The sequence below is a fragment of the Microcoleus sp. S13_B4 genome (genome assembly GCF_036700885.1).
GTDB lineage: Bacteria > Cyanobacteriota > Cyanobacteriia > Cyanobacteriales > Microcoleaceae > Microcoleus.
Genome location: NZ_JAUBPU010000024.1, coordinates 50,130 through 73,208, shown reverse-complemented (window position 1 = coordinate 73,208; position 23,079 = coordinate 50,130). Strand labels below are relative to the sequence as shown.

Here is a 23,079-nt window from a genome sequence, read left to right as displayed (position 1 = left end):
GAGCAAATTAGTTCGTTGTCATCTTACAATTTTATTCTTGAAGCCCTATTCTATGCAGCTTCATATTAAATTGGTATTAATAGGTAAGCCTTTGAGGGGTTCGTTGCTCGCGAACACTAAACTAGCGAGGTAGCTACTTAAGGAAATTCCCCCAAAGTCTTCCATCACCAGAGCATAGTGGTTATTGTAAGTCTCCAGGCTGTATGCCTTGACAGTGCCGGGGATTTGTAAGTTTTTAGCAATGACGTACTGGTTGCGGAAATGAACGAGTTCGTTGAAGCGAGGAAAGTCATTTCGTAGCAGTTTAATCACCACTGGCTGCTGATCGGAAGAGCGAAGGCCACGATAAACTAGAGTTCGATTACCTGCGTATATTTGCTCGTTAATATGGTATCCGAGAAAAATATTTGTTATGCTAGCCATATTTACGTCTTCCTACTGCTTCTGTCTAGCTGAAGCTTTTTAGAGTTACTATTTACTATTTTCGCTCTATCGGCCGTGCTATTGATTAACTATCTTTAGTTTAATCTACTTTGTAGCTTAAATTAGGAAAAAGCTATTTTCCCAACAGAATTTAATGTTTTATGCAAGAAATGTGGATACTAGAGTTGAGACTAAGTATAAAATTAAGGATGCTAAGGCTGATTAAACGACAACGGTTCATCAAATAGGAATTTAAAAAGGTAATTAATAGGCGTGGCATCATTAAGGGCGGATTTTTGACACTCTAGACCCTAAAGAAACTGAGATTTTTGATTAAAAGAGGCGACTTGTTGATACAGGATTTCTCCAGCCTCAGTAGAGGTCTATCGATTTTAGATGTTAGATTTTAGATTAAAGAATTGAAGCATTGACCCCACGGATGAATCCGGGGGCTTGTATCCTGGATGCTTTCGGTCCTCTATCCACAAGCATTTAGGGTGTCACCCCAAGTTCCCCTATGCCCTACGGTACGCATTTTATTGTGGAGGACATTTCTAGCTGCATTATGAGGGCGATCGCAAACACACTGTGTCTCAAGCTTCATTAACAGCAATAAACTTTTGTTTTTTACCGTAATTTTTGAATTTTATCAAGCAGTGAGCCGATTAATTACACTTAGTTTATCATAACATAAAATTATAAAAATTGTGCAATTAATCTCAATATTTTACAACTATTCACTCAAGAGTGAATTACCCCGTGTCCCTTGCAAGCCGGCTAAAGTCTCGCTCGTTTTTCGTTTACCGACCTTCTTTTATAAAAAATAGAAATGAAATGTCCCCAATGCAATCCACTCAAATCCGTAAAAACGACAACCATTGATCTACATAAAATTACCAAGGTCAAGTTTGTGGGCGTCAGTCGCTTTGAGATTTGAGGTTTACGGGAGAGATGAATCTGGAAGCTTGAACAAGAGTCTAAAATTTTTGCCTCTCCACGACTTTTGTCAGAAAGTCAAGCATCCGTTTTTGGGTGTCGTCAAAAAGGCGGTGCTGGCTCTACCAGATGCTCATAATGTGTTAGAAATCATTGAAATAGCCTTCATTGATGAGTTACAAACGTTTGTGGGTCAAAAAACACAAATTAGGGTTATGCACAACTGTCAACCTTTTTCGGCTAGGCATCTTAGGCTGGGTTCTGGACGATCGCTTACAAGACTTGCGCGCAAACTCTGACTGTAATCGGTGAAATTTTATCAATTTTTTGATAGACTTGATTTTCGCGGCTTGAGAGTTGACTGCACAATAAGACAGGTTTTACCAGTTGTGAACCGCGCTGCTACATTGCACCTACCGACTGAGCGGGCAGGTGGCTTTTGTGTCTGCGGGCGCTGACGAAAGCAACTCAACAGCGCAGCAAGCAAAATAACGCTAAAGTCAATATCTACCTGTGTTCGCTGCAAGGCTACCCTTGCGGACTCAGGAAAAACACACGCAAAAAACTCGTGAAGCGCAGCTATCCCGTAGGGAATCGCCTGCAATGTATCTAGTTGCAGGGCGCCGATCGCCCAAAGAATCACTGCTTTTTAACAGCAGGGTATTCTAGGAGACATCTCCGAGGCGATGCGAGCGAGATAATTTAAAATCTGCAAACAGGGTTTCAGTGCTAAGTACAGGCCGCATAGACGTAAATTTTTAATCAAATCAGCTTCCAACGTGCTGTCTTAAAGTTTACTAGGCTCCCACCGCTCGGCAGCCTTCTCTCTCCGAGCTATAAAAACGCATCAACCACACAATCACGGAAATAACATTCAATCAACATGGGTAACACGATCGATCCAAACAGAAACAGAAACGTGCATCAGACTGAGCGAGGAACCCCATTCGCCGGCCAAAGCTGGTTAGTGGAAGAAAGAGATGCCTGCGGTGTGGGGTTTATTGCCAACCAAAGCGGCGAAGCTACGCACTCGATTATTGAGAAAGCGCTGCCAGCTTTAACTTGTCTGGAACATCGCGGCGGTTGCAGCGCCGACCAAGATTCCGGCGACGGTGCGGGTTTGATGACCGCGATTCCTTGGGAATTGCTGGATGCTTGGTTTGCCGAACAGGGAATTGTGCCTCCCGCACGGGAAAACTGCGGCGTGGGAATGCTGTTTTTGTCTCAAGATAAATTTCAAGCGACTATAGCGCGGCAGGTGGTTGAGCAAGTTCTGACCGATCGCGGGCTGAAAGTTTTGGGATGGCGCCAAGTTCCCATTGTACCGTCGGTTTTGGGCGAACAAGCGCTAGAAAATCAACCTCAAATCGAACAAGTAATTGTCAGTTCACCGCACTTAGCCGGAGACGAACTCGACAGACACCTATTTCTGGCGCGCCGCACGATCGGACACGAGCTGTCAAAACGCCCCAACTTCACCCGCGAAGACTTTTATACTTGCTCTTTTTCCTGCCGCACGATCGTCTATAAAGGCATGGTGCGATCGGCCGTACTGGCAGAATTTTACCCTGACCTGAAAAATCCCGCTTATAAAAGCTCCTTTGCCGTCTATCATCGGCGCTTCAGCACCAACACCCTGCCCCGCTGGCGCTTAGCCCAGCCGATGCGCTTGCTGGGACACAACGGGGAAATTAACACGCTGTTGGGCAATATTACCTGGATGAAGGCGCGGCAAGCGAATTTAGCTCACCCGAATTGGAGCCAAGCTGATATCGACACGTTCAACCCAATTGTCAATCCCGAAAGCAGCGATTCGGCAAACTTGGACAACGTGATGGAGTTGTTGGTGCACTCCGGCCGCACTCCCCTGGAATCCCTGACAATTCTGGTGCCCGAAGCTTACAAAAATCAGCCGGATTTGGCTGAATATCCAGAAATTGTCGATTTTTACGAGTATTACAGCGGGATTCAAGAACCTTGGGACGGCCCGGCACTGCTAGTGTTCAGCGACGGCAAACAAGTAGGTGCTACGCTCGATCGCAACGGTTTGCGACCGGCCCGCTACTGCATTACTAAAGACGGTTTGGTAATTGTGGCTTCCGAAGCCGGAGTTGTCGATATTCCCGAAGCAGATATTGTCGAAAAAGGCCGTTTGGGACCAGGACAAATGATTGCAGTTGACCTGCAAACCAACGAAATTCTCAAAAATTGGCAACTCAAGCAGCGCATTGCTAAGCGGCATCCCTACGGCGAATGGCTGAAACAAAACCGCGAAATCTTGCAGCCGCAGCCTTTTGCGGAAACAGCAACCCTCGACTCGCAAACCCTGTTGGCAACCCAAACTGCTTTCGGCTACACAGCAGAAGATTTGGACATGGTGATCGTCGAGATGGCGAGTTCTGGGAAAGAACCGACTTTCTGCATGGGCGACGACGTTCCCTTGGCTGTGTTGTCAGAAAAGCCTCAGTTGCTGTACAACTATTTCAAACAGCGGTTCGCTCAAGTGACAAATCCGCCGATCGACCCCCTGCGCGAGGGGATGGTGATGTCGCTGACGATGAGTGTCGGCCTGCGGGGCAATTTACTGCAAGCAGTACCAGAAAATGCCAAGCGGCTGAAAATTGATTCCCCCGTACTCAACGACGCTGAACTGTATTTCTTGAAAGAGCAAAAGTCTTTCGCCGCAACCGAATTGTCAACACTTTACAAAATTTCTGCCGGGCCTGGAGGTTTGAAAACCGCAGTCGAGCAACTTTGTCAAAAGGCGGCTCAAGCAGTGCGTGACGGTTCGAGGATTTTGATTTTGACCGATCGAGTCTCGAAGGCCGAAGGCGAATCTTATGCTGTTGGATTGAGTGCAGAATGTACTTATATTCCGCCCTTCCTGGCAGTTGGCGCGGTTCACCACCACTTAATTAGCGTCGGCCTGCGGATGCAAACTTCCCTAGTTGTCGATACCGCCCAGTGCTGGAGCACTCACCACTTCGCTTGTTTGCTCGGTTACGGTGCAGTGGCTGTTTGCCCTTACCTGGCATTGGAAAGCGTGCGCGCTTGGTGGGCTGACGCCAAGACTCAAAATTTGATGCAGCACGGCAAAGTTCCCAATATTAGCGTGACACAGGCTCAAGCTAAATACCGCACAGCGGTGGAAAACGGCTTGCTGAAGATTATGTCGAAAATGGGGATTTCGCTGCTGTCTAGCTATCAAGGGGCGCAAATCTTTGAGGCGATCGGCATTGGCGGTGATTTGCTCGATTTGGGTTTCAAAGGTACTGTTTCCCGCATCGGCGGTTTGAGTGTGGCGGAACTGGCTAACGAGGTAATGTCTTTCCACACTCAGGCTTTCCCAGAATTGCACCTCAAAAAGCTGGAAAATTACGGCTTCGTGCAGTACCGCCGGGGTGGTGAATATCACATGAACAGCCCGGAAATGGCGAAGGCTTTGCACAAGGCTGTGACTACTTTTAAGGCTCAGACTAACAGTAACGGCAATGGGGCAGAACCAAAAATGACACCATTCGGTGACAAAAATGGTGAAAGTGCCTACGACCATTACGAGGTTTACAAGAAACAGCTCGAAAATCGCCCGGTAACGGCTTTGCGGGATTTACTGGATTTCCAGAGCGATCGCCCTCCCATTGCCATCGAAGATGTAGAATCCGTAGCAGATATTGTCAAACGCTTCGCCACTGGCGGAATGTCTCTCGGCGCTTTGTCCCCGGAAGCCCACGAAACGCTAGCGATTGCCATGAACCGCATCGGCGGCAAATCCAACTCCGGCGAAGGCGGCGAAGACCCCGTGCGCTACAAAGTGCTAAACGATGTGAGCGAGGCAGGTTTCTCACAAACGCTACCTCACTTGAAAGGTTTGCAAAACGGCGATACAGCTTCTTCATCCATCAAACAGGTAGCTTCTGGACGCTTCGGGGTTACTCCTGAATACCTGATGAACGCCGAACAAATTGAAATTAAGATCGCACAAGGTGCGAAACCGGGTGAAGGCGGTCAATTGCCAGGGGCGAAAGTGAGCGAGTACATTGCTTATTTGCGCCGATCGAAACCGGGTGTCACGCTGATTTCGCCTCCCCCTCACCACGACATTTATTCGATCGAGGATTTGGCGCAGTTGATTTTTGACTTGCACCAAATCAATCCGAAAGCAGGAGTTTCGGTGAAGTTGGTGTCGGAAGTCGGCATCGGGACTGTAGCCGCCGGTGTCGCCAAGGCAAATGCTGATGTGATTCAAATTTCCGGCCACGATGGCGGCACCGGTGCCTCGCCACTGAGTTCGATTAAGCACGCAGGTTCTCCGTGGGAACTCGGATTGACAGAAGTGCACCGGGTGCTGATGGAAAATAAATTGCGCGATCGAGTTTTGCTGCGCGTTGACGGTGGCTTTAAAAGCGGCTGGGACGTGATTGTAGGCGCTTTGATGGGCGGCGAAGAGTACGGTTTCGGCACGGTGGCAATGATTGCAGAAGGCTGCATTATGGCTCGGGTTTGCCACATGAATAGTTGTCCGGTGGGCGTGACAACTCAACAAGAACACTTGCGGAAACGGTTCCCCGGAACGCCGGAACACGTTGTTAATTTCTTCTATTTCGTAGCACAAGAAGTGCGGAGTTTGCTGGCAAAATTGGGTTATAAGTCGATCGCAGATATCATCGGCCGCGCGGATTTGCTGAAAATGCGCGATGGGGTGAAACTAACTAAAACCCAAGCGATTAATTTGGATTGTTTGACCAAGTTACCGGATACTAAGAGCGACCGCTCTTTCTTGATACACGGCGACGTACACACCAACGGCCCGGTTTTGGATGACGATTTGCTGGCGGATGCTGAGATTCAAAGTGCGATCGCCAATCACGGCACTGTTAGCAAGAGTGTAAAATTGGTGAATACCGATCGCACTGTAGGCGCAAGAATCAGTGGTGCGATCGCACAGCAACACGGTAACACCGGCTTTAGCGGTCAAATCACCCTCAACTTCACTGGTAGCGCGGGCCAAAGCTTCGGCGCGTTCAATTTGCCGGGGATGACGCTGGTGCTGTCAGGCCAAGCCAATGACTACGTTGGTAAAGGGATGCACGGCGGCGAAATCGCGATCGCACCGCCGGCTGGTGCGACTTATGATGCTTCTGAAAATGCGATCGTCGGCAACACTTGTTTGTACGGCGCGACGGGGGGAACTCTGTTGGCTGCGGGTAAAGCTGGCGAACGGTTTGCGGTGCGTAACTCGATGGCGAAAGCTGTGATCGAGGGTGCGGGCGATCACTGCTGCGAGTACATGACTGGCGGCGCGATCGTCGTGTTAGGAAAAGTCGGTCGGAATGTCGGCGCTGGAATGACTGGCGGCTTGGCTTATTTCCTCGATGAAGATGGCAGTTTCCCGGCTCATGTCAACGGGGAGATTGTGAAGATGCAGCGCGTTTGTACGGCGGCTGGGGAGGCGCAATTGAAGGAGTTGATTGAGGCTCAGTGCGATCGAACCGGCAGCAAGAAAGCTGAGAAGATTTTGGCAAATTGGGCTGAATATTTGCCGAAATTCTGGCAAGTTGTGCCGCCAAGTGAAGCGAATTCGCCGGAGGCTTCGGAACAAAAGATTGCTGTGGAAGTGTAATTTTCCAGTTGATTAAATAGATGAGGGGCGACGCGAGTTGCCCCTTTTTTAATCTACTTAAGTTACACAAGGGTGTAATCTTTAACTGCCTCGCTCTGAAGGAATTCTTGATAAGCCGATTCATCTCCAAAAGAGTCGATCGAAACCTGAGCTTTTGGCATTGGTATCAGCGGAGTTTCGACGGGGACATATTTGCAGTATCCAATTACAATCGCCTCAAACTCGTTATTAGGTATTGCTGTTGGGTACTCTTCCACCCTCACCACTTCCCAGTCTCCAGTGCGGTAGTGGGTGCTAGAACCGGAACCGTCAGCGCTGTGAAACTCCAGCAATCTGTACCCCGGTGCGGGGATAGGTGCGTTGGATGAGTCAAAATACTCTGCAAGGATATCAGTGTATGCCCCTGTGTGGGCTAAGAACCTATTATCTGCCCCTTCATCTTCAGTCCATTCGGCACGAAAAATCATGTATTTTCTACCCATTAGTTAATCCTCCTCGGTTTCTTCCAGGTAATCGGGGAATTCGGTTTTGCCATTGAAAACGCAATTCCACTTGAGAACAGGATTGTTTTGGTTGCGCTCAATCCGTAACAACTTCCAACCATATTTTTTTTCCATTGCTGTACATCGCCAGCGATCGGTAACGGAATGGTTAGAGGTGACTTGTTCTGGCTGTTGGTTTTCACTCACAATGCTTCTAACTCTCGATCGCTAACCCGAACTAGCAAATCACCGACTTCGCAATTTAGAACCTCACACAGCCGATCTAAAGTGTCCAGGGGAATAGATTTTGCCTTGTTTCTCTCGATTTTTTGAATGTTAGCCAGCGACATCTCCAGTATTCTAGCTAACTCGTTTTGGGAAATCGATCTGGATGTCCTGACATCTTTAAGCCTGATTTTCACAACCATTAATTAATAACTGCTCAATTAAATACTTTAGCTTACTCACAGTAGTCTAACCATTGGTATCTCTTATGTAAAGAGTACCAATGAATATGTAATTATCATGAGGCTAATCAGTGATAGTGTTACTAATGGTTGGCATACTAGCTGTAGTGCCAAGCCGGAAACGGGACTGCCTGGCACTGCCTGCTGCTAAAGATTACCGAAAATCCTTGCTATCAAGGACTTTGAATATTTTGGAGAACATCCAGACTCCACCTATAGCGCAGATAAAGCCACAGTGCAGCAACGACACTCCCGCAGCAGGTGAGACAGGAAGTGAGAATTAGTGGCGATCGCTTCTCTACAATTGTTTTTAGGACAGGCGCGATCGCCCATAAAGATAAAATAGTGAATTCAGAATCTCCATATTTGATAATTATTGCCTGTTCTCGGCGCAAACTTTTTGACACAAACTTGCTGCCTGCCATAGAAAGATACGACGGCCCCACATTTCGTCTGTTACGGCGTTTTCTGCGGGATCAACCGTCAGCGCCCTTGGATATTTATATTTTGTCAGCGAAGTTTGGACTGATACCCAGTGACTATCCGATTCCAGATTATGACCAAAAAATGACAAAAGATCGATCGCGCCAACTGCAACCAGAGGTGATTGCTAAACTCAAAAATATCCTCAACGCCAAGCCATATCAACAACTTTGCATTTGTCTAGGCCGAGATTATTTCCTTGCACTAGATAAATACGATATGCTAATTAAATCAGGATTAGTTGTGCGAATTGCCACAGGCTCATTAGGCAAAAAGCTGTCAAGTTTACATGATTGGTTATACGGGAAGCCCCCGGAACTCTCTCCCTGTTGGCAGGCTGCTGCTCCGGCAGGGAAAGCCAGTCTTAAAGGGATGGAGGTTGTGTTGACACCAGCACAAGTGCTTGATGTAGCACGTCAGGCGTTAGCAGAAGGCAAGGGCAAGCCTGATTGTTACCAGGCTTGGTATGTGTTAGTTGGCGATCGACGAGTATCGCCGAAGTGGGTGGTAAGTCTCTTGACAGGATTGCCTGTCAGTGATTTCCATTCAATTGCAGCTAGGCGAATGCTAATCCAGTTAGGAATTGAAGTGAGGAGTGAATGAATCAGCAAGACGGTGAGGATTACATAACAGAGCAAGGAGTGATAGCCGATTTACAGACTCAGCCTCACTTGATGATTAAGCTACAGGAAAATGCGCTTATTGTTGCGGAGAGTCTGCGGGATAACTATTTCGCAAATACTGCAAAATTTGTCACACACTTGCGACGAGCAATGCGCCAAGCCCAGTTAGGAGAAAGAGAACAAATCCTTAATGCTAAAGCGATCAACGATCTAGATTGGGAGAAGGTTCAAGGTGAAGTTGTCACCTTTATTGATGGGGGTCTTGGTCAGGTTCAAATGTCAAGTCCAGTTCCTATTCTTCTGCGAGTAGGTTCTTATCGTGTACGAACTGGTGAACGTGATCTGGCTGAACGCGAACAGTTTGGTTATTATCCCGTTATTCTGGGCGATTTAGAAGGGGGTAGTAAAGAACGCAAAGATTTCCCTGATATTGTCCGAATTACTGCCGAACTTTTAGGGGGTCTATCAGCTTTAAAACGGACACCTGATTTACGAGTCTTAATGTTTCATGGCCCGCTCGTTTACATGATGAGTGGTTATGCTGGACATACACCTTTTACGGAAAAAGATATTGACCTTTTTTTGAGCCATTACGCACAGGAACCTGAATTAGCTCAACAGCTTAAAGAAGAATTTCTCAATGAAGCAGAACTCGAAATATATCCTAAAATTGCTCCTGATCGTTGTGATGAGTGGGTGGAAAGAAGGTTTTTTGAACCCCTATCGTGGATGGCATTTTTATATCGTCAACTCATAAAAGAAGCGAAACAAAAAAAGCCAAAAACTATCATTACTGGTGTCGTTGAGCGTGGTCAATTACGGGAATTTAGTGAATTTATCCTTTTAGAGAGGGTATTTCAAGGTTTAAGAAAGAACAAAAAAACTAACTACTTTAATGAGTTATATGGACGTAAAGATATAAAATCACCTAAAGTTTTATTAGACAGACTAGGCTATACAGATGCTCTCCTGCTCTCTATGTTGCTGGAACCTGGTCAGTTTTCCGAACCTTGGGAGATCCAAAATAAATATGCGGGACTAACTAAAGGTAAAATTTCCTTACCTGATGAGTCTTATACAACAGATGCAGATTGGAGTTGCCTGAAATCATCTCATAAAATTGGATTTCCTAAAGTTCAAGGGTGCTATGTAAAAGTTTCAGAAACTACTGAACCATTTAGAGTAGAAGTTTTTGCTGATTTAGGTAAAGACCAGATTATAGAAGCAGCTCGACGCGCTTATTTGTATGCTCGTCTGCTGCCGGGGTATGCTTTTCCAGTAGGGTTAGACATTGTTGACAAATACGCTAAGATTCCCAACTGGCTAACTGAGGCTTATAGCAAGCTAATCAAGTATCACTTGGGTGTTAGCTTACAAACGGGGCAGATTACTGACGCTCAAATGCGACGCATCATAGTTCAGTCAATTTACATGACAAAGCGGGATTGGTTATTCCGTCCTAATGTTTAGAAGAGAACAAAACTTATGGCAACATCTGCAAAAAAAACACCGCCACTCAACAATCCAGCTCCTAATTCTGTTGCAGCTAATCGTTCGGTCGGGACGTTGGTAGGCGAAAGTACAAGTCGCGAGTTTCGACTAGCTGTAACACCTGAAGCTGTCCGCGAACAAGACATCATCGCTGTAGATGCTGAATTGCGTCAATCAGAAAATAATTCCATTGTAGAACAAATTCGTATTTGGGCTAAAGTTCAAACGATTGAACGGATAAATCCTCTTTTCCCAACTGAAGTCGGACATGAATTAGCTGCTACCCGGACAAATCCATTCGATACAGTGCTTTCATTCACCGTGGAAATGGTGACAGCGGTGTGTCAAGTATTAGGTGCTGAACCTGCAGATGGTAGCGGAGGTGGTAAGCTAAACAAACTTCGTTATCCTCCTAAACCTGCTTCCAGGGCTTACCGACCTGAATCACCAGACATTGCTCGCGTGGTTCTTGGGGAATTACAAGACAATAAAAATCGTGCATTAGACATTGCTACTCTTTCCAACCGTTCTGAAGTAAATGTCACAGTAGATGGTCATGCCATTGTCACCCGTCACCTAGCAATTTTAGCCATGACTGGTGCTGGCAAAAGTTGGACAGCGCGGCGAGTTATCGAGGAGTTGGCTGCGAAAAACTATCCCATAGTTATATTTGACCCTCATGGAGATTACACGGGGTTAGCAGATGTTCCAGGTTTGAAGGAAAGAGTGCATCGCTACTACGCACAGTTTCCTATTTTTGAAGAAGATAGCGACACAGTTGCTCAAATTGTGAGTAATCTTGGATATGAACTAACGTCTACCATGCTGACTCGTTTTAGCGATGTCTTTCAGGTAGCTAAGTCTTTTTATATAAAAGACAAATCACAAGAGATGATTGAGCGAGTCGATTGGTTGGCTAAACGCATTAACAAACCTGAGTTAAAGCAATATGGTGTGCAACCTAATTTGTGGTTAATTGCTCAGATGGCAGAAGCCGGTGAAGCAGCATTGCGTGACAATGATGGTGAAAATGATAGACAACAATTAGAAGACTGGGGTTGGAATGGATTCACAAGCTATTCAAAAAATGACATACGCACACTAGAAGCAATTAAAAAGCGCACTTATGCAGCAGCAGGGGCTTTACGACGTATGGAACAAACCAATCAAAAAATAGCTCGTACTGGTGCTGAACCGTTACCAACTGACCGGAAAGAATTAGTTAAATATGGTCAAATAAGTGTGGTTTCTTTAGCTGGCTATACAGAGGAATTTCAAGCAACAATTTACAGTATTATCTCTGACAACATTTTTGATGCAAGGGTAAGAGATGAGCTGAAACTACCAGTGCTTTTACTACTTGAAGAAGCTCATAACTTTGCCCCTGGAAAAGCCAATACACCAGCCCAACAACGCTCTATTAATGTTACCAGACAGATTGCTCAAGAAGGACGGAAGTTTGGTGTTGGTTTAATTTTAATTAGTCAGCGCCCTTCCCGACTGGATGAAACGACTCTCGCCATGTGTAACTCATACATCATCATGCGTATGGTTAACCCTGCTGACCAAAGCTTTGTTCGTAAGGTGATCGAAAGTTTAGGTGAGGAAGAAGTAAAGATGCTTCCAGATTTAGAAAATGGTGAAGCAATTATATCTGGACAACTTACGAGCTTTCCTGTCCTGGTAAAAATAAAAGAACCTGCTTCCAAAGGCGAACGAGAAGAAAAAGATGCTTTCGATGCTTTGGAGGAAGCCAACGCGGAAAACTCTAAAAAATCAAAATATTCCCAACAGACTAAGGGATAAACTATTTGGAAATCGTGGCTGGCATTAGTTTAAAAGGAATTAAACCGCGTGTATGGGATGGAACCTCAGAGTATTACCTTCCCCAACTACACGCGGTAATGATTTCCTACGCGGATTTTCACAAAATGCCTAAACGCAGGCGTGAGGCAATGGAAAAGGGACTGCACGAATCTCTGGGTATTCCTACTCAAGTTCAAATTTATCTTGATAACGGTGCTTTTTACTTTCTAAAACGTGATGGTGAAACGCCAAGAAAAGAGTATGAAGAGTTTGTAGAAAAAGCTAAACCAGACTGGTATCCAATTCCTCAAGACTTTATTCCTACTCCCCAAATGACATTTAAGGAGCAGAAACAATGTTTTAAGCGCACAATGGAAATGAATCTGGCTTATAAAGACCATCCATCATACATACCTGTTATTCACATTAGCGAATTGCTTGAAGATTATGTAAATGAAATCAAAGCACATAAGGAATTCTTAGCAAAACCCTATATTGCTTTGGGTGGCATTGTACCAAATTTACTACGCGCTCCTAAAGCAATACCTTATCAGAAAATTCTATCTAGCATTCAACATATACGCGAAGAATTTAAAAATACCAAACTTCATGTTTTTGGCATTGGTGGCACAGCAACTATACATTTAGCCGCTTTATTGAGCATTAACTCAGTAGACTCAAGCGGTTGGCGCAGTCGGGCGGCGCGGGGGATGATACAATTGCCTGGAACCGGAGAGCGAATTGTGGCTCCTTTAGGTAGCTGGAGAGGCCGTCAAGTCAGTCAAGAAGAAGAAAAAAAACTAGAGGAATGTCTCTGTCCAGCTTGTCGTCAGTATAAATTAAATGGACTGAAAATAAGTGGTATGGAAGGTTTTTGTAATCGAGCTACTCATAACTTGTGGATACTACTGGAAGAGGCTCGACTAATTGAAGAACATCTATATAATAGTGGGAATTATAAGGAGTGGTACAAGGAACACTTAGATAACACCATTTATCGTCCACTGATTGCTCAAATAGTGGAAAATTTGGAATCAAAACAAGTCGGTAAAGGCTAAAGCTATGAAATTAAGGGTTGGGCGACAATAGCGATCGCACCCTGCCCCCTCAGAAAAGCATGAGCGCTGGCTCAAGAGTCAAAAACCCCACCTATAAAGCTGAGCTAGCTCTCATTTACTTTGCATATTGTAATTATCAAGGAAAGCTATCATTTTTTCTCAGTAGCTTTCCGCTGCTCCCTTCGGGTTTTACAACAAAAGTTAAATACAGGTGAGCTGATCTGCACGGAGCGAAAAGTTTTGTTACAATAGGTAAGCTGTTACAAATCGTAACTTATGCTGGTTCCTATTTTAATAATTGACGTTGCCCTCGTTGCCTGGTCTTTGCACTTAATGCAAGAGGCGATCGCGCAACGGGAATTTTCACTAATCCTAGCCGGCACCCTAGTTGCGGTCTCAGCCGCCGCCCTGCTAGTCGTGTACTTCCTCATGGGGTCTTGTTTGAGCCATTTGACCGAAATATCGCAACACACTTACTAAATCATAGTAGGGGATCGACCATTGTCCAGAAGCGAGGAGAGTTTTGTGAAAAAAAAGCCGAAAGCCTTGCTAGCCAAAGGCTCAAAACTAATTTCCCCAAAAAGCTTGACAAATATTGGTCAGTTAAGGCATGATTGAGAGCGCGAAAAGAAAGGGGAATTAGCTCAGTTGGTAGAGCACTACAATGGCATTGTAGGGGTCAGCGGTTCGAGCCCGCTATTCTCCATAAACATTAGAGTAGGGAAACGGCACTGCCGTATCCTAATTTGTACCGAAACAGTACCAGCGGGTGCTTAAATTCGATCGTGAGTTGTACCTAAACACCATTGCCGTGTCCTTAAATTTGATCGCGAGTTGTACCTAAACAGCATTGCCGTGTCCTTAAATTCGATCGCCCTACACACCGCGAAAACCAATTTTCCCGTAAAATCAAAACAGTCTACCCGCAACCAAAGCGCTACCTGTGGCAAAGTCAACTGAACCCAGCAATCCAGAGAGGCCGAGCCAACTTGCCCGCACGCCTCTGTACGACCTATCATTAGAACTCAAAGCTCGAATGGTCCCCTTTTCCGGGTGGGAGATGGCGGTGCAGTACGCAGGCATTAGCAGCGAACACCAAGCAGTACGCCAGCAAGCAGGAATGTTCGACATTTCCCACATGGGCAAATTCTGTTTGACAGGGAAACAACTAATAGAAAAATTTCAACCCTTAGTACCCTCAGACTTAAGCCGCTTGCAACCCGGTCAAGCTCAATATACAGTCTTACTAAACGCCAAAGGCTGCATCTTAGACGACATTATTTTCTACTGCCAAGAACCCGATGCCACCACTGGCGAAGAACGTGCCGTAATCATTGTCAATGCCGCCACTCGCCTCCCAGACAAAACCTGGATCACCACTCACTTAGAATTGAGCGAACTCTGTTTTACAGACATCTCCGAAGATAAAGTTTTAATTGCCCTTCAAGGGCCAGAGGCTGTTAACTATCTCCAGTCTTTTGTGGAAGACAACCTCGCACCAATTAAGGCATTTGGTCACTTAGAAACAAATCTGTTGGGACAGCCGAGTTTTATCGCCAGAACGGGTTACACCGGCGAAGATGGGTTTGAAATCATGGTGGATGCCGAAGTAGGAAAAGAACTGTGGCAAAAATTGTTAGCTGCAGGAGTTGTACCCTGCGGGTTGGGTGCGAGAGATACCTTGCGTTTAGAAGCAGCAATGGCTCTTTACGGTCAAGATATCGACGACAATATCACGCCTTTAGAGGCTGGATTGGGTTGGGTTGTTCACCTCGACACTAAAGGCGATTTTATTGGCCGCGAGGTTTTGGAACAGCAGAAAGCGAGTGGAGTATCAAAGCGGTTGGTAGGTTTAGAAATGCAGGGGCGGCACATTGCGCGCCACGGCTATCCGGTAATATTTGAAGGCGAAACAGTAGGAGAAGTTACTAGCGGTACATTATCGCCTACATTGAATCGGGCAGTGGCCCTAGCGGTTGTTCCGGCAAAATTAGCGAAAATCGGTCAGCAATTAGAAATCGAGATTCGCGGGAAAAACTATCCGGCTAGTGTGGTGAAAAAACCATTTTATAGATCGCCAAATCGGCTAAATTAAATGTATGGTGTCTTAGCTAAAATTATCTTCGCTAGACAACATGGCATAGATATTTGATTGATAGAACAACCGCCGATGCAAGGCCGATAAACACAGATAGTTTGCGACTTAATGCTAAAAGTCTGCTGCAAATCAAGAAAATCCCTGGCTGAGGTACTCTAGGAGTTTCAGATATTAAACACCCATAGTTTAATAAGATTTAACTGAGACTTTTTTATTGCAAGGAATTGACATGGCACTAACATACCCCGATGACCTGAAATACCTAGACACTCACGAATATATCCGACTCGAAGGCGAAATTGCCACCATCGGCATTAGTGCCTTTGCAGTTGACCAACTCGGCGATATCGTGTTTCTAGATTTGCCAGAAGTGGGTGCAGGGTTGGAAAAGGGCGAAGCTTTCGGTACAGTCGAGTCAGTGAAAGCGGTTGAAGACTTGAAAGCACCTGTTACGGGTACTGTCGTAGAACGCAATGATGAGATTATAGAGTCTCCCGAAAATTTGGCAGAAGACCCCTATAGGGACGGGTGGCTGCTGAAAGTGCGCGTTGAGAATCCCAGCGAAGTCGATGACGCTTTATCCGCCCAGAAGTATCGCCAAATGGTCGAAGGGGAATAGGGCATAGGGCATGGGGCTCGTTGATAATTCCACCATCCCCCAGGGTTGAAACCCACGGGGCTTTTAGCACAAGTCGTCTTTAGACGACTGATAGCCAATCCGGCTTAAATACCCCTTTATCTCTTAGTCTGCCGAAGCAGACTTCGTTTGACTCTCGACAGGGGTTTCAACCGCTGACCTTAATCTAAGGTCGTCTAAAGACGACTTTAGCTATAAGACAGGGGTTGAAACCCCTGTCGGACTTTGATACACGCCAAAAATCTTGCTTAGTCGTCTTCAGACGAGTGTAGCTGTGAGACAGGAATTTCAACCCCTGTCGGACTTTCATAGACGCAGAAAATCTTCCTGGTTGTCTTAGCAAAATGTTACAAACAAAGAAGCAAAAGTCTATTCAGGAGAATCCGCCTTGGTACTCTACAGCCCTCAACTTGAACCCAGTCAGCAGCAAAACCTTTCCTCCATCAATGGTTTTGCGGGTCGGCACATTGGCCCGACACCCAGCGAAATCCAGCAAATGCTCAATGTTTTGGGCATTTCCAGCCTCGATGAGTTGATTGACAAAACGGTTCCAGCGGCGATTCGCATTTCTCAACCCTTACAACTTCCCGCAGCGCAAAGCGAGTACAGCGCTTTGGCAGAATTGAAAGAAATTGCTGCAAAAAATCAGGTATTTCGATCGTACATCGGCACAGGATATCACGATTGCATCACACCCCCAGTCATTCAGCGGAATATCCTAGAAAATCCCGGCTGGTATACAGCTTACACTCCCTACCAAGCCGAAATTGCTCAAGGGCGATTGGAAGCTTTACTGAACTTCCAAACCATGATAATTGACCTCACGGGTTTGGAAATTGCCAACGCTTCTTTGCTGGATGAAGGGACTGCGGCGGCGGAAGCGATGGCGGTGAGTTACGGCGCCAGCAAAAAGGGGGCAAAAGTGTTTTTTGTTTCCCAAGATTGCCACCCTCAAACTATTGAAGTGGTGCAAACTCGCGCTAAGCCGTTGGGAATTGAGGTAATTGTCGGCGACCATCAAAGCTTTGAGTTCGATCGTACAATCTTCGGCGCTCTCCTGCAATACCCCGCCACAGACGGCGCAATTTACGACTATACCGATTTTATTCGATCGGCACACGAAGCCGGCGCATTAGTCACAGTAGCCGCCGACATTTTGAGCCTTTGCTTGCTCACGCCCCCCGGCGAATTCGGCGCGGATATAGCCGTAGGAAGCACTCAGCGCTTCGGAGTGCCGATGGGATTCGGAGGGCCCCACGCAGCCTATTTCGCCACGCGAGAAGAGTTTAAACGGCAAGTTCCGGGGCGAATTGTCGGCGTTTCTAAAGATGCCAACGGCAAATCTGCTTTGCGTTTGGCATTGCAAACTCGCGAACAGCACATCCGCCGCGAAAAAGCAACCAGCAATATTTGTACTGCTCAAGTTTTGCTGGCAGTGATGGCGAGTATGTATGCTGTTTATCACGGCCCGTCTGGACTCAAAGATATTGCTGAGAAAGTATGGAGTTTAACGGCACTTTTGGCATCCGGTTTAAAAAGTTTCGGATACAAAATTGGTTCTCAACATTTCTTCGATACTTTGCGCGTAGAATTGGGAGATAAACCGCTGTCAGAAATTCTTGAAGCTGCTAAAGTTCGCAAAATTAATCTCCGAATATTCGATAATTCGACAGTGGGAATCACGTTAGATGAAACTGTCAGCGTTGAAGATGTGCAAGAGTTGTGGAAGATTTTTGCACAGGATAAAGATTATATCAGGGCTGACGGGCAGAATGCTCTCAACATTCCGCTGGATGCAGACGCATTGAGTTTATATCTGACCTTACCAGATTTTTGCGATCGCACCAGCAGCTATCTCGCCCATCCTGTTTTCAACAGCTACCATTCAGAAACCGAACTTTTGCGCTATTTGCACCGTTTAGAAGCCAAGGATTTATCGCTAAATACATCGATGATTCCCTTGGGTTCTTGCACAATGAAATTGAATGCAACAGCAGAGATGATGCCAGTGACTTGGGCGGAATTTGGCAAGATACATCCCTTTGCACCCCCCGATCAAACTCGCGGCTATCAAATGATGTTCGTGCAACTAGAACAGTGGCTGGCCGAAATCACCGGTTTTGCGGGAATTTCTTTGCAGCCCAACGCCGGTTCCCAAGGCGAATACGCGGGCTTGTTAGTTATTCACCAATACCACGAACACCGAGGCGAATCTCACCGAAATATCTGTTTGATTCCCCAGTCAGCCCACGGTACAAATCCGGCTAGCGCGGTGATGGCGGGGATGAAAGTAGTTCCAGTAGAGTGCGATTCTCAGGGCAATATTGATGTTGCTGACTTACATAAAAAAGCAGAAAAACACAAAAATGAACTGGCAGCGTTGATGGTGACATATCCATCTACGCACGGCGTTTTTGAGGAAGAGATTAAAGATATTTGCGATATTGTCCACAACTGCGGTGGACAAGTTTATATGGACGGCGCAAATATGAATGCTCAAGTTGGTTTGTGCCGCCCTGGTGATTTTGGTGCTGATGTTTGTCACTTGAATCTGCACAAAACTTTTTGTATTCCCCACGGCGGCGGCGGCCCGGGAATGGGACCGATTGGGGTAATGTCTCATTTAGTGGAATTTTTGCCCAGTCATTCTATTCTTAACAGTCAACAGTCAACAGTCAACAGTCAACAAATATCAGTGGGTGCTGTTTCCGCCGCGCCTTGGGGAAGTGCTAGCATTTTGCCTATTTCTTGGATGTACATTCGGATGATGGGAGGAGTGGGTTTAACTGAGGCAACAAAAGTAGCAATTCTTAATGCTAATTACATGGCAAAACGCTTAGAATCTTACTATCCGGTTTTGTACAAAGGGAAAGCTGGTTTGGTGGCGCATGAGTGTATTCTAGATTTGCGATCGCTCAAAAAATCTGCGGCTATTGAAGTTGAAGATATCGCTAAACGTTTGATGGATTACGGCTATCACGCGCCGACGGTTTCTTGGCCTGTCCCTGGTACGGTAATGGTGGAACCGACGGAAAGCGAATCGAAGCAGGAATTAGACCGTTTTTGCGATGCGATGATTGCAATTCGAGCTGAAATTGCGGAGATTGAAAACGGTAATGTTGATGCACAAAATAACGTATTGAAAAATGCGCCACATACCGCAGAATCTCTGATGGTTGATGAGTGGAATCGTCCTTATACTCGCGCGCAAGCGGCTTATCCGGCACCTTGGACTCGCGAATATAAGTTTTGGCCGGCGGTGGGCCGAATAGATAATGCGTTTGGCGATCGCAATTTTGTCTGTTCTTGTTTACCAATGGAAGCTTACACTTAAGACGGAAATTTATGCTAAATCTCGTTTGGCTCTGAGTTTAGAGCCCCTTGGCATCCCCCACATCTCCGTCTAGAAAGATAAACTTTGCATAAAACTCGGTAATTTAGGAGATTTTTTCTCCTAAATACCTGTTTTAGGCTACCATAATAAGTGAAAGTAGTGCAATCCAATGGCTCCTAATGGGTAAAAACAATGTTAATTCAACTTACTATACAAAATTTCTTATCCTTCAGGGATGAAGTCACTTTTAGTATGGTGGGAGTTAATAGCGACCAACAACATATAGATCACCTTGCTGAAGATGCAGCAGGAAAAGGGCGATCGATATTGCCAATTGGAGCAATCTACGGAGCGAACGCAGCAGGCAAGTCAAATCTGATCGAGGCTATAAGTTTTGCCAAAAATTTAGTTGTACAGGGAACTCGCAGCAGTCAAACTATCCCTGTTTCTCCATTCAAACTTGGTGATTATAGTAAGCAGCCTAGCAAGTTTGAGTTTATTTTTACGCACCAAGGCGATCAATACTCCTACGGGTTTAAATTAAATAGAGAGCAAATTTTTGAAGAATGGCTTCATGGAATCCCTGAGGGCAAGAAGCAGGAAGTGATGTACTTTGAGCGAATCACGTCATCAAAAAAAGAAACTACAGTAGAATATGGTGCAAAACTTAAAGGTCGAAGCAAGAAGCGTCAACAGTTTCTCGATTTTATTGCAGAGGGAACGCGCCCTAATCAACTTTTTTTAACAGAATCTCTTGAGCGAAATGTTGTTATTTTACAACCAATTTTTGACTGGTTCAGAAAAGTATTAACTATTATTCCTGCCGAAGCAGATTATACAGGCTTGGAAATTAATATACTCAGTGATGAATCATTCACGGACTTTCTCAGTGAGTTTCTTAAATTTGCAGGAACAGGCATTGATTCCATAGTCACAGAAAAAGTAGAGTTGGATTTTGAGCGACACTTTCCAACTATGCCTAAAGTTTTAAGAGAGAATCTTATTCAGGCCCTGAATCAAGCAGAAAAAAATTCAATTGTAATGATTGAAAACTTAGGAGGTACAAGAGATATGCTGTTTAAGAATGATGAGAATCAAGTAATTTTGATTCAACTCAGAACTCTTCATCGCAGTGAAGATGGAGGGTTTATTGATTTTTCAATAGCAGAGGAATCAGAAGGAACTCAACGTCTGATTAATCTGATTCCGGCTCTGTTTATTTTAAAGCAAGAAGAAGAAAAAGTATTTTTTCTTGATGAACTTGATAGACGTTTGCATCCTCTGCTTTCTAGGAATTTTGTACAAGTAGCAATCAATTGCAGAGACAAAAACAATCAACTCATTTTTACAACCCATGATACCAATTTGCTAGATTTAGATTTACTCCGACGTGATGAAATTTGGTTTGTTGAAAAGAGCGAACAAGGTGTGTCCAATATTTATTCTTTAGCGGAATTCAAAATGAAACCCGATCTGAAAATTGAGAAAGGTTACTTGAATGGACGTTTTGGAGCTATTCCCTTCTTTGGAAATCCACAAAGTTTAGGCTGGCTTAATTGTGAAACCGCTCTATCCGTGATAACTAACTAATAGCAATGGGAAAAATTAAGCGAACAAAATTATTAGATCGCGAACACGATCGGAGAGATACAAAACTATTTATAGTTGCTACGGAAGGTAAGGAAACTGAAAAGCAATATTTTAGGATGTTTAATAGCACCAGAATTAAAGTGGAGATATTAGCAACTACAGAAGATGGTAAATCTTCACCTGAATATGTTTTAGAACGTTTAGATACATTCAAAGAACGATACGATCTAACTGAGGATGATATGCTTTGGCTGGTTTCTGATGTGGATCGTTGGGGTGACAAAAAATTGAGTTCTGTCTGTACTCAAGCTAGGCAAAGAGGTTATAATTTAGCAGTTAGCAATCCTTGTTTTGAAGTATGGTTAACTTTACACTTTGAAGATATTAATACTCTGGATAGGACGTGCGATAATTTTAAGGCAAGACTACGAATAATTTTAGGAAGTTACAATGGTAGCAATCTCGATATCTCTGCTTACAAGCCAAAGACTAAAGATGCAGTAAATCGAGCGAAAAATCTACATCCAAGTTCTCAGCAAGATTGGCCACCAACATTAGGAACCCATGTCTATAGACTTGTTGAGATTCTGCTGAAAAGCTTGGGTAGTGACTGCTGACTTCAACATCTTCTATAATGTGAATAAGAGATTAGGATAATTTAATTAACATTTTTCGATCGCACAAGCAGTTTTCAGACTTTATCAAAATGAATGCACGATTTGTGTGGCGATCGCCCGAAAATAAACCGCGTTGGATTATCCTATTATTTTTAGGTGTTTTGGCTGCTTTGGGGGTGGTAGCAACAGCAGCTTACCTCAAAAATGGCATCGCCCAAACAGCCAATCCCACCTTGTCTGTAGACGTTACAGCCGATCGACATTTGATAAGTCCCGACATCTACGCTATGAATGATTATGCACTAGAACCCGCCCTCGCCAAAAAGTTGCGAATTCGGCTAGAACGTTGGGGGGCTAATCACACCAGCCGCTACAACTGGCCTGTCGATTCTTCCAACAGCGGCGATGACTTCTTTTTCGTGGTTGGCGGCGAAAGTGTGTGTAAGATTGGTTTCAACCGCCTAGTATAAAAGGGGTTTTAAATTATTAAGCATCGACCATCCAAGCAATACACTGTTGCATTTGCTCGCGCATTGTTTCTCGATCGGCATTATACCTGCGGCCGTGTCCCGGCAACACCCATTCAAACGAGTAATTAGCCAAATTTTGCATAGATTTGATTTGTTCCGGCCAAGAATACCAACAGACTTCGCGAAAGCCAACTAGCTGCTGCAAACTTTCCGACCAAGCAAGATGATCGCCGCTGAACAAAAACTTGTTATTGTAAAGCAAAACTGTGTGACCTTTCGTGTGACCGGGAACAGGTATAATCAACAAATCATCTGCGATTTGATGCTCTTTGCAGCCCGACAATTGAATTTCTACACTGCGAGTCCCCGCGTTAATTTCGTCAGCATGGAGAATGCGATCGCACCCAAAATGATCGTGGTATTGTTGATGATCTGCCACATCGTCGCGGTGAGTCAAGTACAGATAGCGAATGCCGCCCATTGCTTCTATATTTTTGACTAGCGGCGGCACAAAACGGGGAGAATCAACTAAAATGTTTCCTTCGGGGCGGACAATTAAATAGCTGGCTGCGGCGTAGGATTTCTCTGAGTGGTAGCCGCAGTGATAGACATTTTCTGCTACGAGTGCGGGCAACAGTTGCTGGGCTTCTTTGATCCTTTGGGGTTTTTCTACAGTGCCGATCGAACTTGTGGGACAAGACAAAAGAGCCGCGAGCGATCGCATTTCTTCACTTTCATTAGTTGGCTGGTGGTAAACCGCAGACTGTTCTCCCTCTTGACCAAATACTTCAGGTGCCATCCACCGACAAGTATCACAGTCAATGCAGGTACTGTCTACATAAAAGTTACCGTTAATATTTTCAGTACGCCTCTGATTAATGTTAGCCATTTTTCTACCTTTTAATGAAGTAAATAAATTCTGTTTTTTCACCTCCCGAGGAATC

The 23,079-nt window shown here is 45.1% G+C and carries 16 protein-coding genes, 1 tRNA gene and 1 pseudogene; 13 read left to right on the top strand and 5 right to left on the bottom strand.

Annotated features, from left to right (window positions below; all coding sequences use genetic code 11):
• Window positions 1-75 precede the first annotated feature (75 nt).
• Window positions 76-423 (bottom strand): annotated as a pseudogene (locus QT994_RS15065) (hypothetical protein); the annotation flags it as partial.
• Between the two features lie 1,819 nt (window positions 424-2,242).
• Between QT994_RS15065 and QT994_RS15060 the strand changes: the two are divergent.
• The gene (locus QT994_RS15060; RefSeq protein WP_333175816.1) at window positions 2,243-6,979 is read left to right on the top strand and encodes a glutamate synthase-related protein; all 4,737 of its coding nucleotides are present in this window, start codon (window positions 2,243-2,245) and stop codon (window positions 6,977-6,979) included.
• A gap of 62 nt (window positions 6,980-7,041) precedes the next feature.
• Here the strand turns inward: QT994_RS15060 and QT994_RS15055 are convergent, their stop codons facing one another.
• From QT994_RS15055 to QT994_RS27855, 3 genes are read right to left on the bottom strand one after another with little or no spacing between them, the layout of a single operon-like run.
• Window positions 7,042-7,461 carry a hypothetical protein gene (locus tag QT994_RS15055; RefSeq protein WP_333175814.1) on the bottom strand — a complete coding sequence of 140 codons (420 nt, stop codon included), beginning with the start codon at window positions 7,459-7,461 and terminating at the stop codon, window positions 7,042-7,044.
• A 3-nt stretch (window positions 7,462-7,464) separates the two neighbouring features.
• Window positions 7,465-7,668 carry a hypothetical protein gene (locus tag QT994_RS15050; protein ID WP_333175812.1) on the bottom strand — a complete coding sequence of 68 codons (204 nt, stop codon included), beginning with the start codon at window positions 7,666-7,668 and terminating at the stop codon, window positions 7,465-7,467.
• Window positions 7,665-7,889 (bottom strand): helix-turn-helix domain-containing protein, encoded by a 225-nt coding sequence (locus QT994_RS27855; protein ID WP_333181601.1) that lies wholly within the window; start codon window positions 7,887-7,889, stop codon window positions 7,665-7,667. The genes QT994_RS15050 and QT994_RS27855 overlap by 4 nt, the downstream gene beginning before the upstream one ends.
• A gap of 300 nt (window positions 7,890-8,189) precedes the next feature.
• Here QT994_RS27855 and QT994_RS15045 point away from each other — a divergent pair, with 300 nt between their 5' ends.
• The 12 genes from QT994_RS15045 to QT994_RS14990 all read left to right on the top strand — a co-directional run bounded on the left by QT994_RS15045 (window position 8,190) and on the right by QT994_RS14990 (window position 22,135).
• Entirely contained in the window at window positions 8,190-9,014 is an 825-nt protein-coding gene (locus tag QT994_RS15045; RefSeq protein ID WP_333175810.1) for a DUF6884 domain-containing protein, read from the top strand.
• Entirely contained in the window at window positions 9,011-10,504 is a 1,494-nt protein-coding gene (locus QT994_RS15040) for a DNA double-strand break repair nuclease NurA (protein ID WP_333175808.1), read from the top strand. The genes QT994_RS15045 and QT994_RS15040 overlap by 4 nt, the downstream gene beginning before the upstream one ends.
• Window positions 10,505-10,519: 15 nt before the next feature.
• Window positions 10,520-12,331 (top strand): ATP-binding protein, encoded by a 1,812-nt coding sequence (locus QT994_RS15035; protein WP_333175806.1) that lies wholly within the window; start codon window positions 10,520-10,522, stop codon window positions 12,329-12,331.
• A gap of 14 nt (window positions 12,332-12,345) precedes the next feature.
• Entirely contained in the window at window positions 12,346-13,389 is a 1,044-nt protein-coding gene (locus tag QT994_RS15030; RefSeq protein ID WP_333175817.1) for a hypothetical protein, read from the top strand.
• Window positions 13,390-13,665: 276 nt separating this feature from the next.
• Window positions 13,666-13,869, top strand: a complete 204-nt coding sequence (locus QT994_RS15025; RefSeq protein WP_333175804.1) for a hypothetical protein — start codon at window positions 13,666-13,668, stop codon at window positions 13,867-13,869.
• A 153-nt stretch (window positions 13,870-14,022) separates the two neighbouring features.
• Window positions 14,023-14,095: transfer RNA gene (locus QT994_RS15020), tRNA-Ala, on the top strand.
• A gap of 237 nt (window positions 14,096-14,332) precedes the next feature.
• On the top strand, window positions 14,333-15,484 hold the full coding sequence (gcvT, locus tag QT994_RS15015) for a glycine cleavage system aminomethyltransferase GcvT (protein WP_333175802.1): 1,152 nt from the start codon (window positions 14,333-14,335) through the stop codon (window positions 15,482-15,484).
• A gap of 232 nt (window positions 15,485-15,716) precedes the next feature.
• Complete coding sequence (gcvH, locus tag QT994_RS15010; protein WP_333049603.1) at window positions 15,717-16,106, top strand: glycine cleavage system protein GcvH; 390 nt, start codon at window positions 15,717-15,719, stop codon at window positions 16,104-16,106.
• A gap of 406 nt (window positions 16,107-16,512) precedes the next feature.
• A complete protein-coding gene (gene gcvP / locus QT994_RS15005; RefSeq protein ID WP_333175801.1) occupies window positions 16,513-19,458 on the top strand; it encodes an aminomethyl-transferring glycine dehydrogenase in 2,946 nt (981 codons plus the stop codon).
• A gap of 192 nt (window positions 19,459-19,650) precedes the next feature.
• Entirely contained in the window at window positions 19,651-21,048 is a 1,398-nt protein-coding gene (locus QT994_RS15000) for an ATP/GTP-binding protein (RefSeq protein WP_333175799.1), read from the top strand.
• A gap of 5 nt (window positions 21,049-21,053) precedes the next feature.
• Entirely contained in the window at window positions 21,054-21,665 is a 612-nt protein-coding gene (locus tag QT994_RS14995; protein ID WP_333175797.1) for an RloB family protein, read from the top strand.
• 89 nt (window positions 21,666-21,754) lie between these two features.
• Window positions 21,755-22,135: a hypothetical protein gene (locus QT994_RS14990; RefSeq protein ID WP_333175795.1), complete on the top strand. Its 381-nt coding sequence runs from the start codon at window positions 21,755-21,757 to the stop codon at window positions 22,133-22,135.
• A gap of 16 nt (window positions 22,136-22,151) precedes the next feature.
• Here the strand turns inward: QT994_RS14990 and QT994_RS14985 are convergent, their stop codons facing one another.
• Window positions 22,152-23,024, bottom strand: a complete 873-nt coding sequence (locus QT994_RS14985; RefSeq protein WP_333175793.1) for an MBL fold metallo-hydrolase — start codon at window positions 23,022-23,024, stop codon at window positions 22,152-22,154.
• Window positions 23,025-23,079 lie beyond the last annotated feature (55 nt).

Excerpts from the sequence above, each read along its gene's own strand:
- QT994_RS15060 (WP_333175816.1), top strand. The coding sequence starts at position 2,243 with ATGGGTAACACGATCGATCCAAACAGAAACAGAAACGTGCATCAGACT.
- QT994_RS15055 (WP_333175814.1), bottom strand. The coding sequence starts at position 7,461 with ATGGGTAGAAAATACATGATTTTTCGTGCCGAATGGACTGAAGATGAA.
- QT994_RS27855 (WP_333181601.1), bottom strand. The coding sequence starts at position 7,889 with ATGGTTGTGAAAATCAGGCTTAAAGATGTCAGGACATCCAGATCGATT.
- QT994_RS15040 (WP_333175808.1), top strand. The coding sequence starts at position 9,011 with ATGAATCAGCAAGACGGTGAGGATTACATAACAGAGCAAGGAGTGATA.
- QT994_RS15035 (WP_333175806.1), top strand. The coding sequence starts at position 10,520 with ATGGCAACATCTGCAAAAAAAACACCGCCACTCAACAATCCAGCTCCT.
- QT994_RS15025 (WP_333175804.1), top strand. The coding sequence starts at position 13,666 with ATGCTGGTTCCTATTTTAATAATTGACGTTGCCCTCGTTGCCTGGTCT.
- gcvH (WP_333049603.1), top strand. The coding sequence starts at position 15,717 with ATGGCACTAACATACCCCGATGACCTGAAATACCTAGACACTCACGAA.
- QT994_RS15000 (WP_333175799.1), top strand. The coding sequence starts at position 19,651 with ATGTTAATTCAACTTACTATACAAAATTTCTTATCCTTCAGGGATGAA.
- QT994_RS14995 (WP_333175797.1), top strand. The coding sequence starts at position 21,054 with ATGGGAAAAATTAAGCGAACAAAATTATTAGATCGCGAACACGATCGG.
- QT994_RS14990 (WP_333175795.1), top strand. The coding sequence starts at position 21,755 with ATGAATGCACGATTTGTGTGGCGATCGCCCGAAAATAAACCGCGTTGG.
- QT994_RS14985 (WP_333175793.1), bottom strand. The coding sequence starts at position 23,024 with ATGGCTAACATTAATCAGAGGCGTACTGAAAATATTAACGGTAACTTT.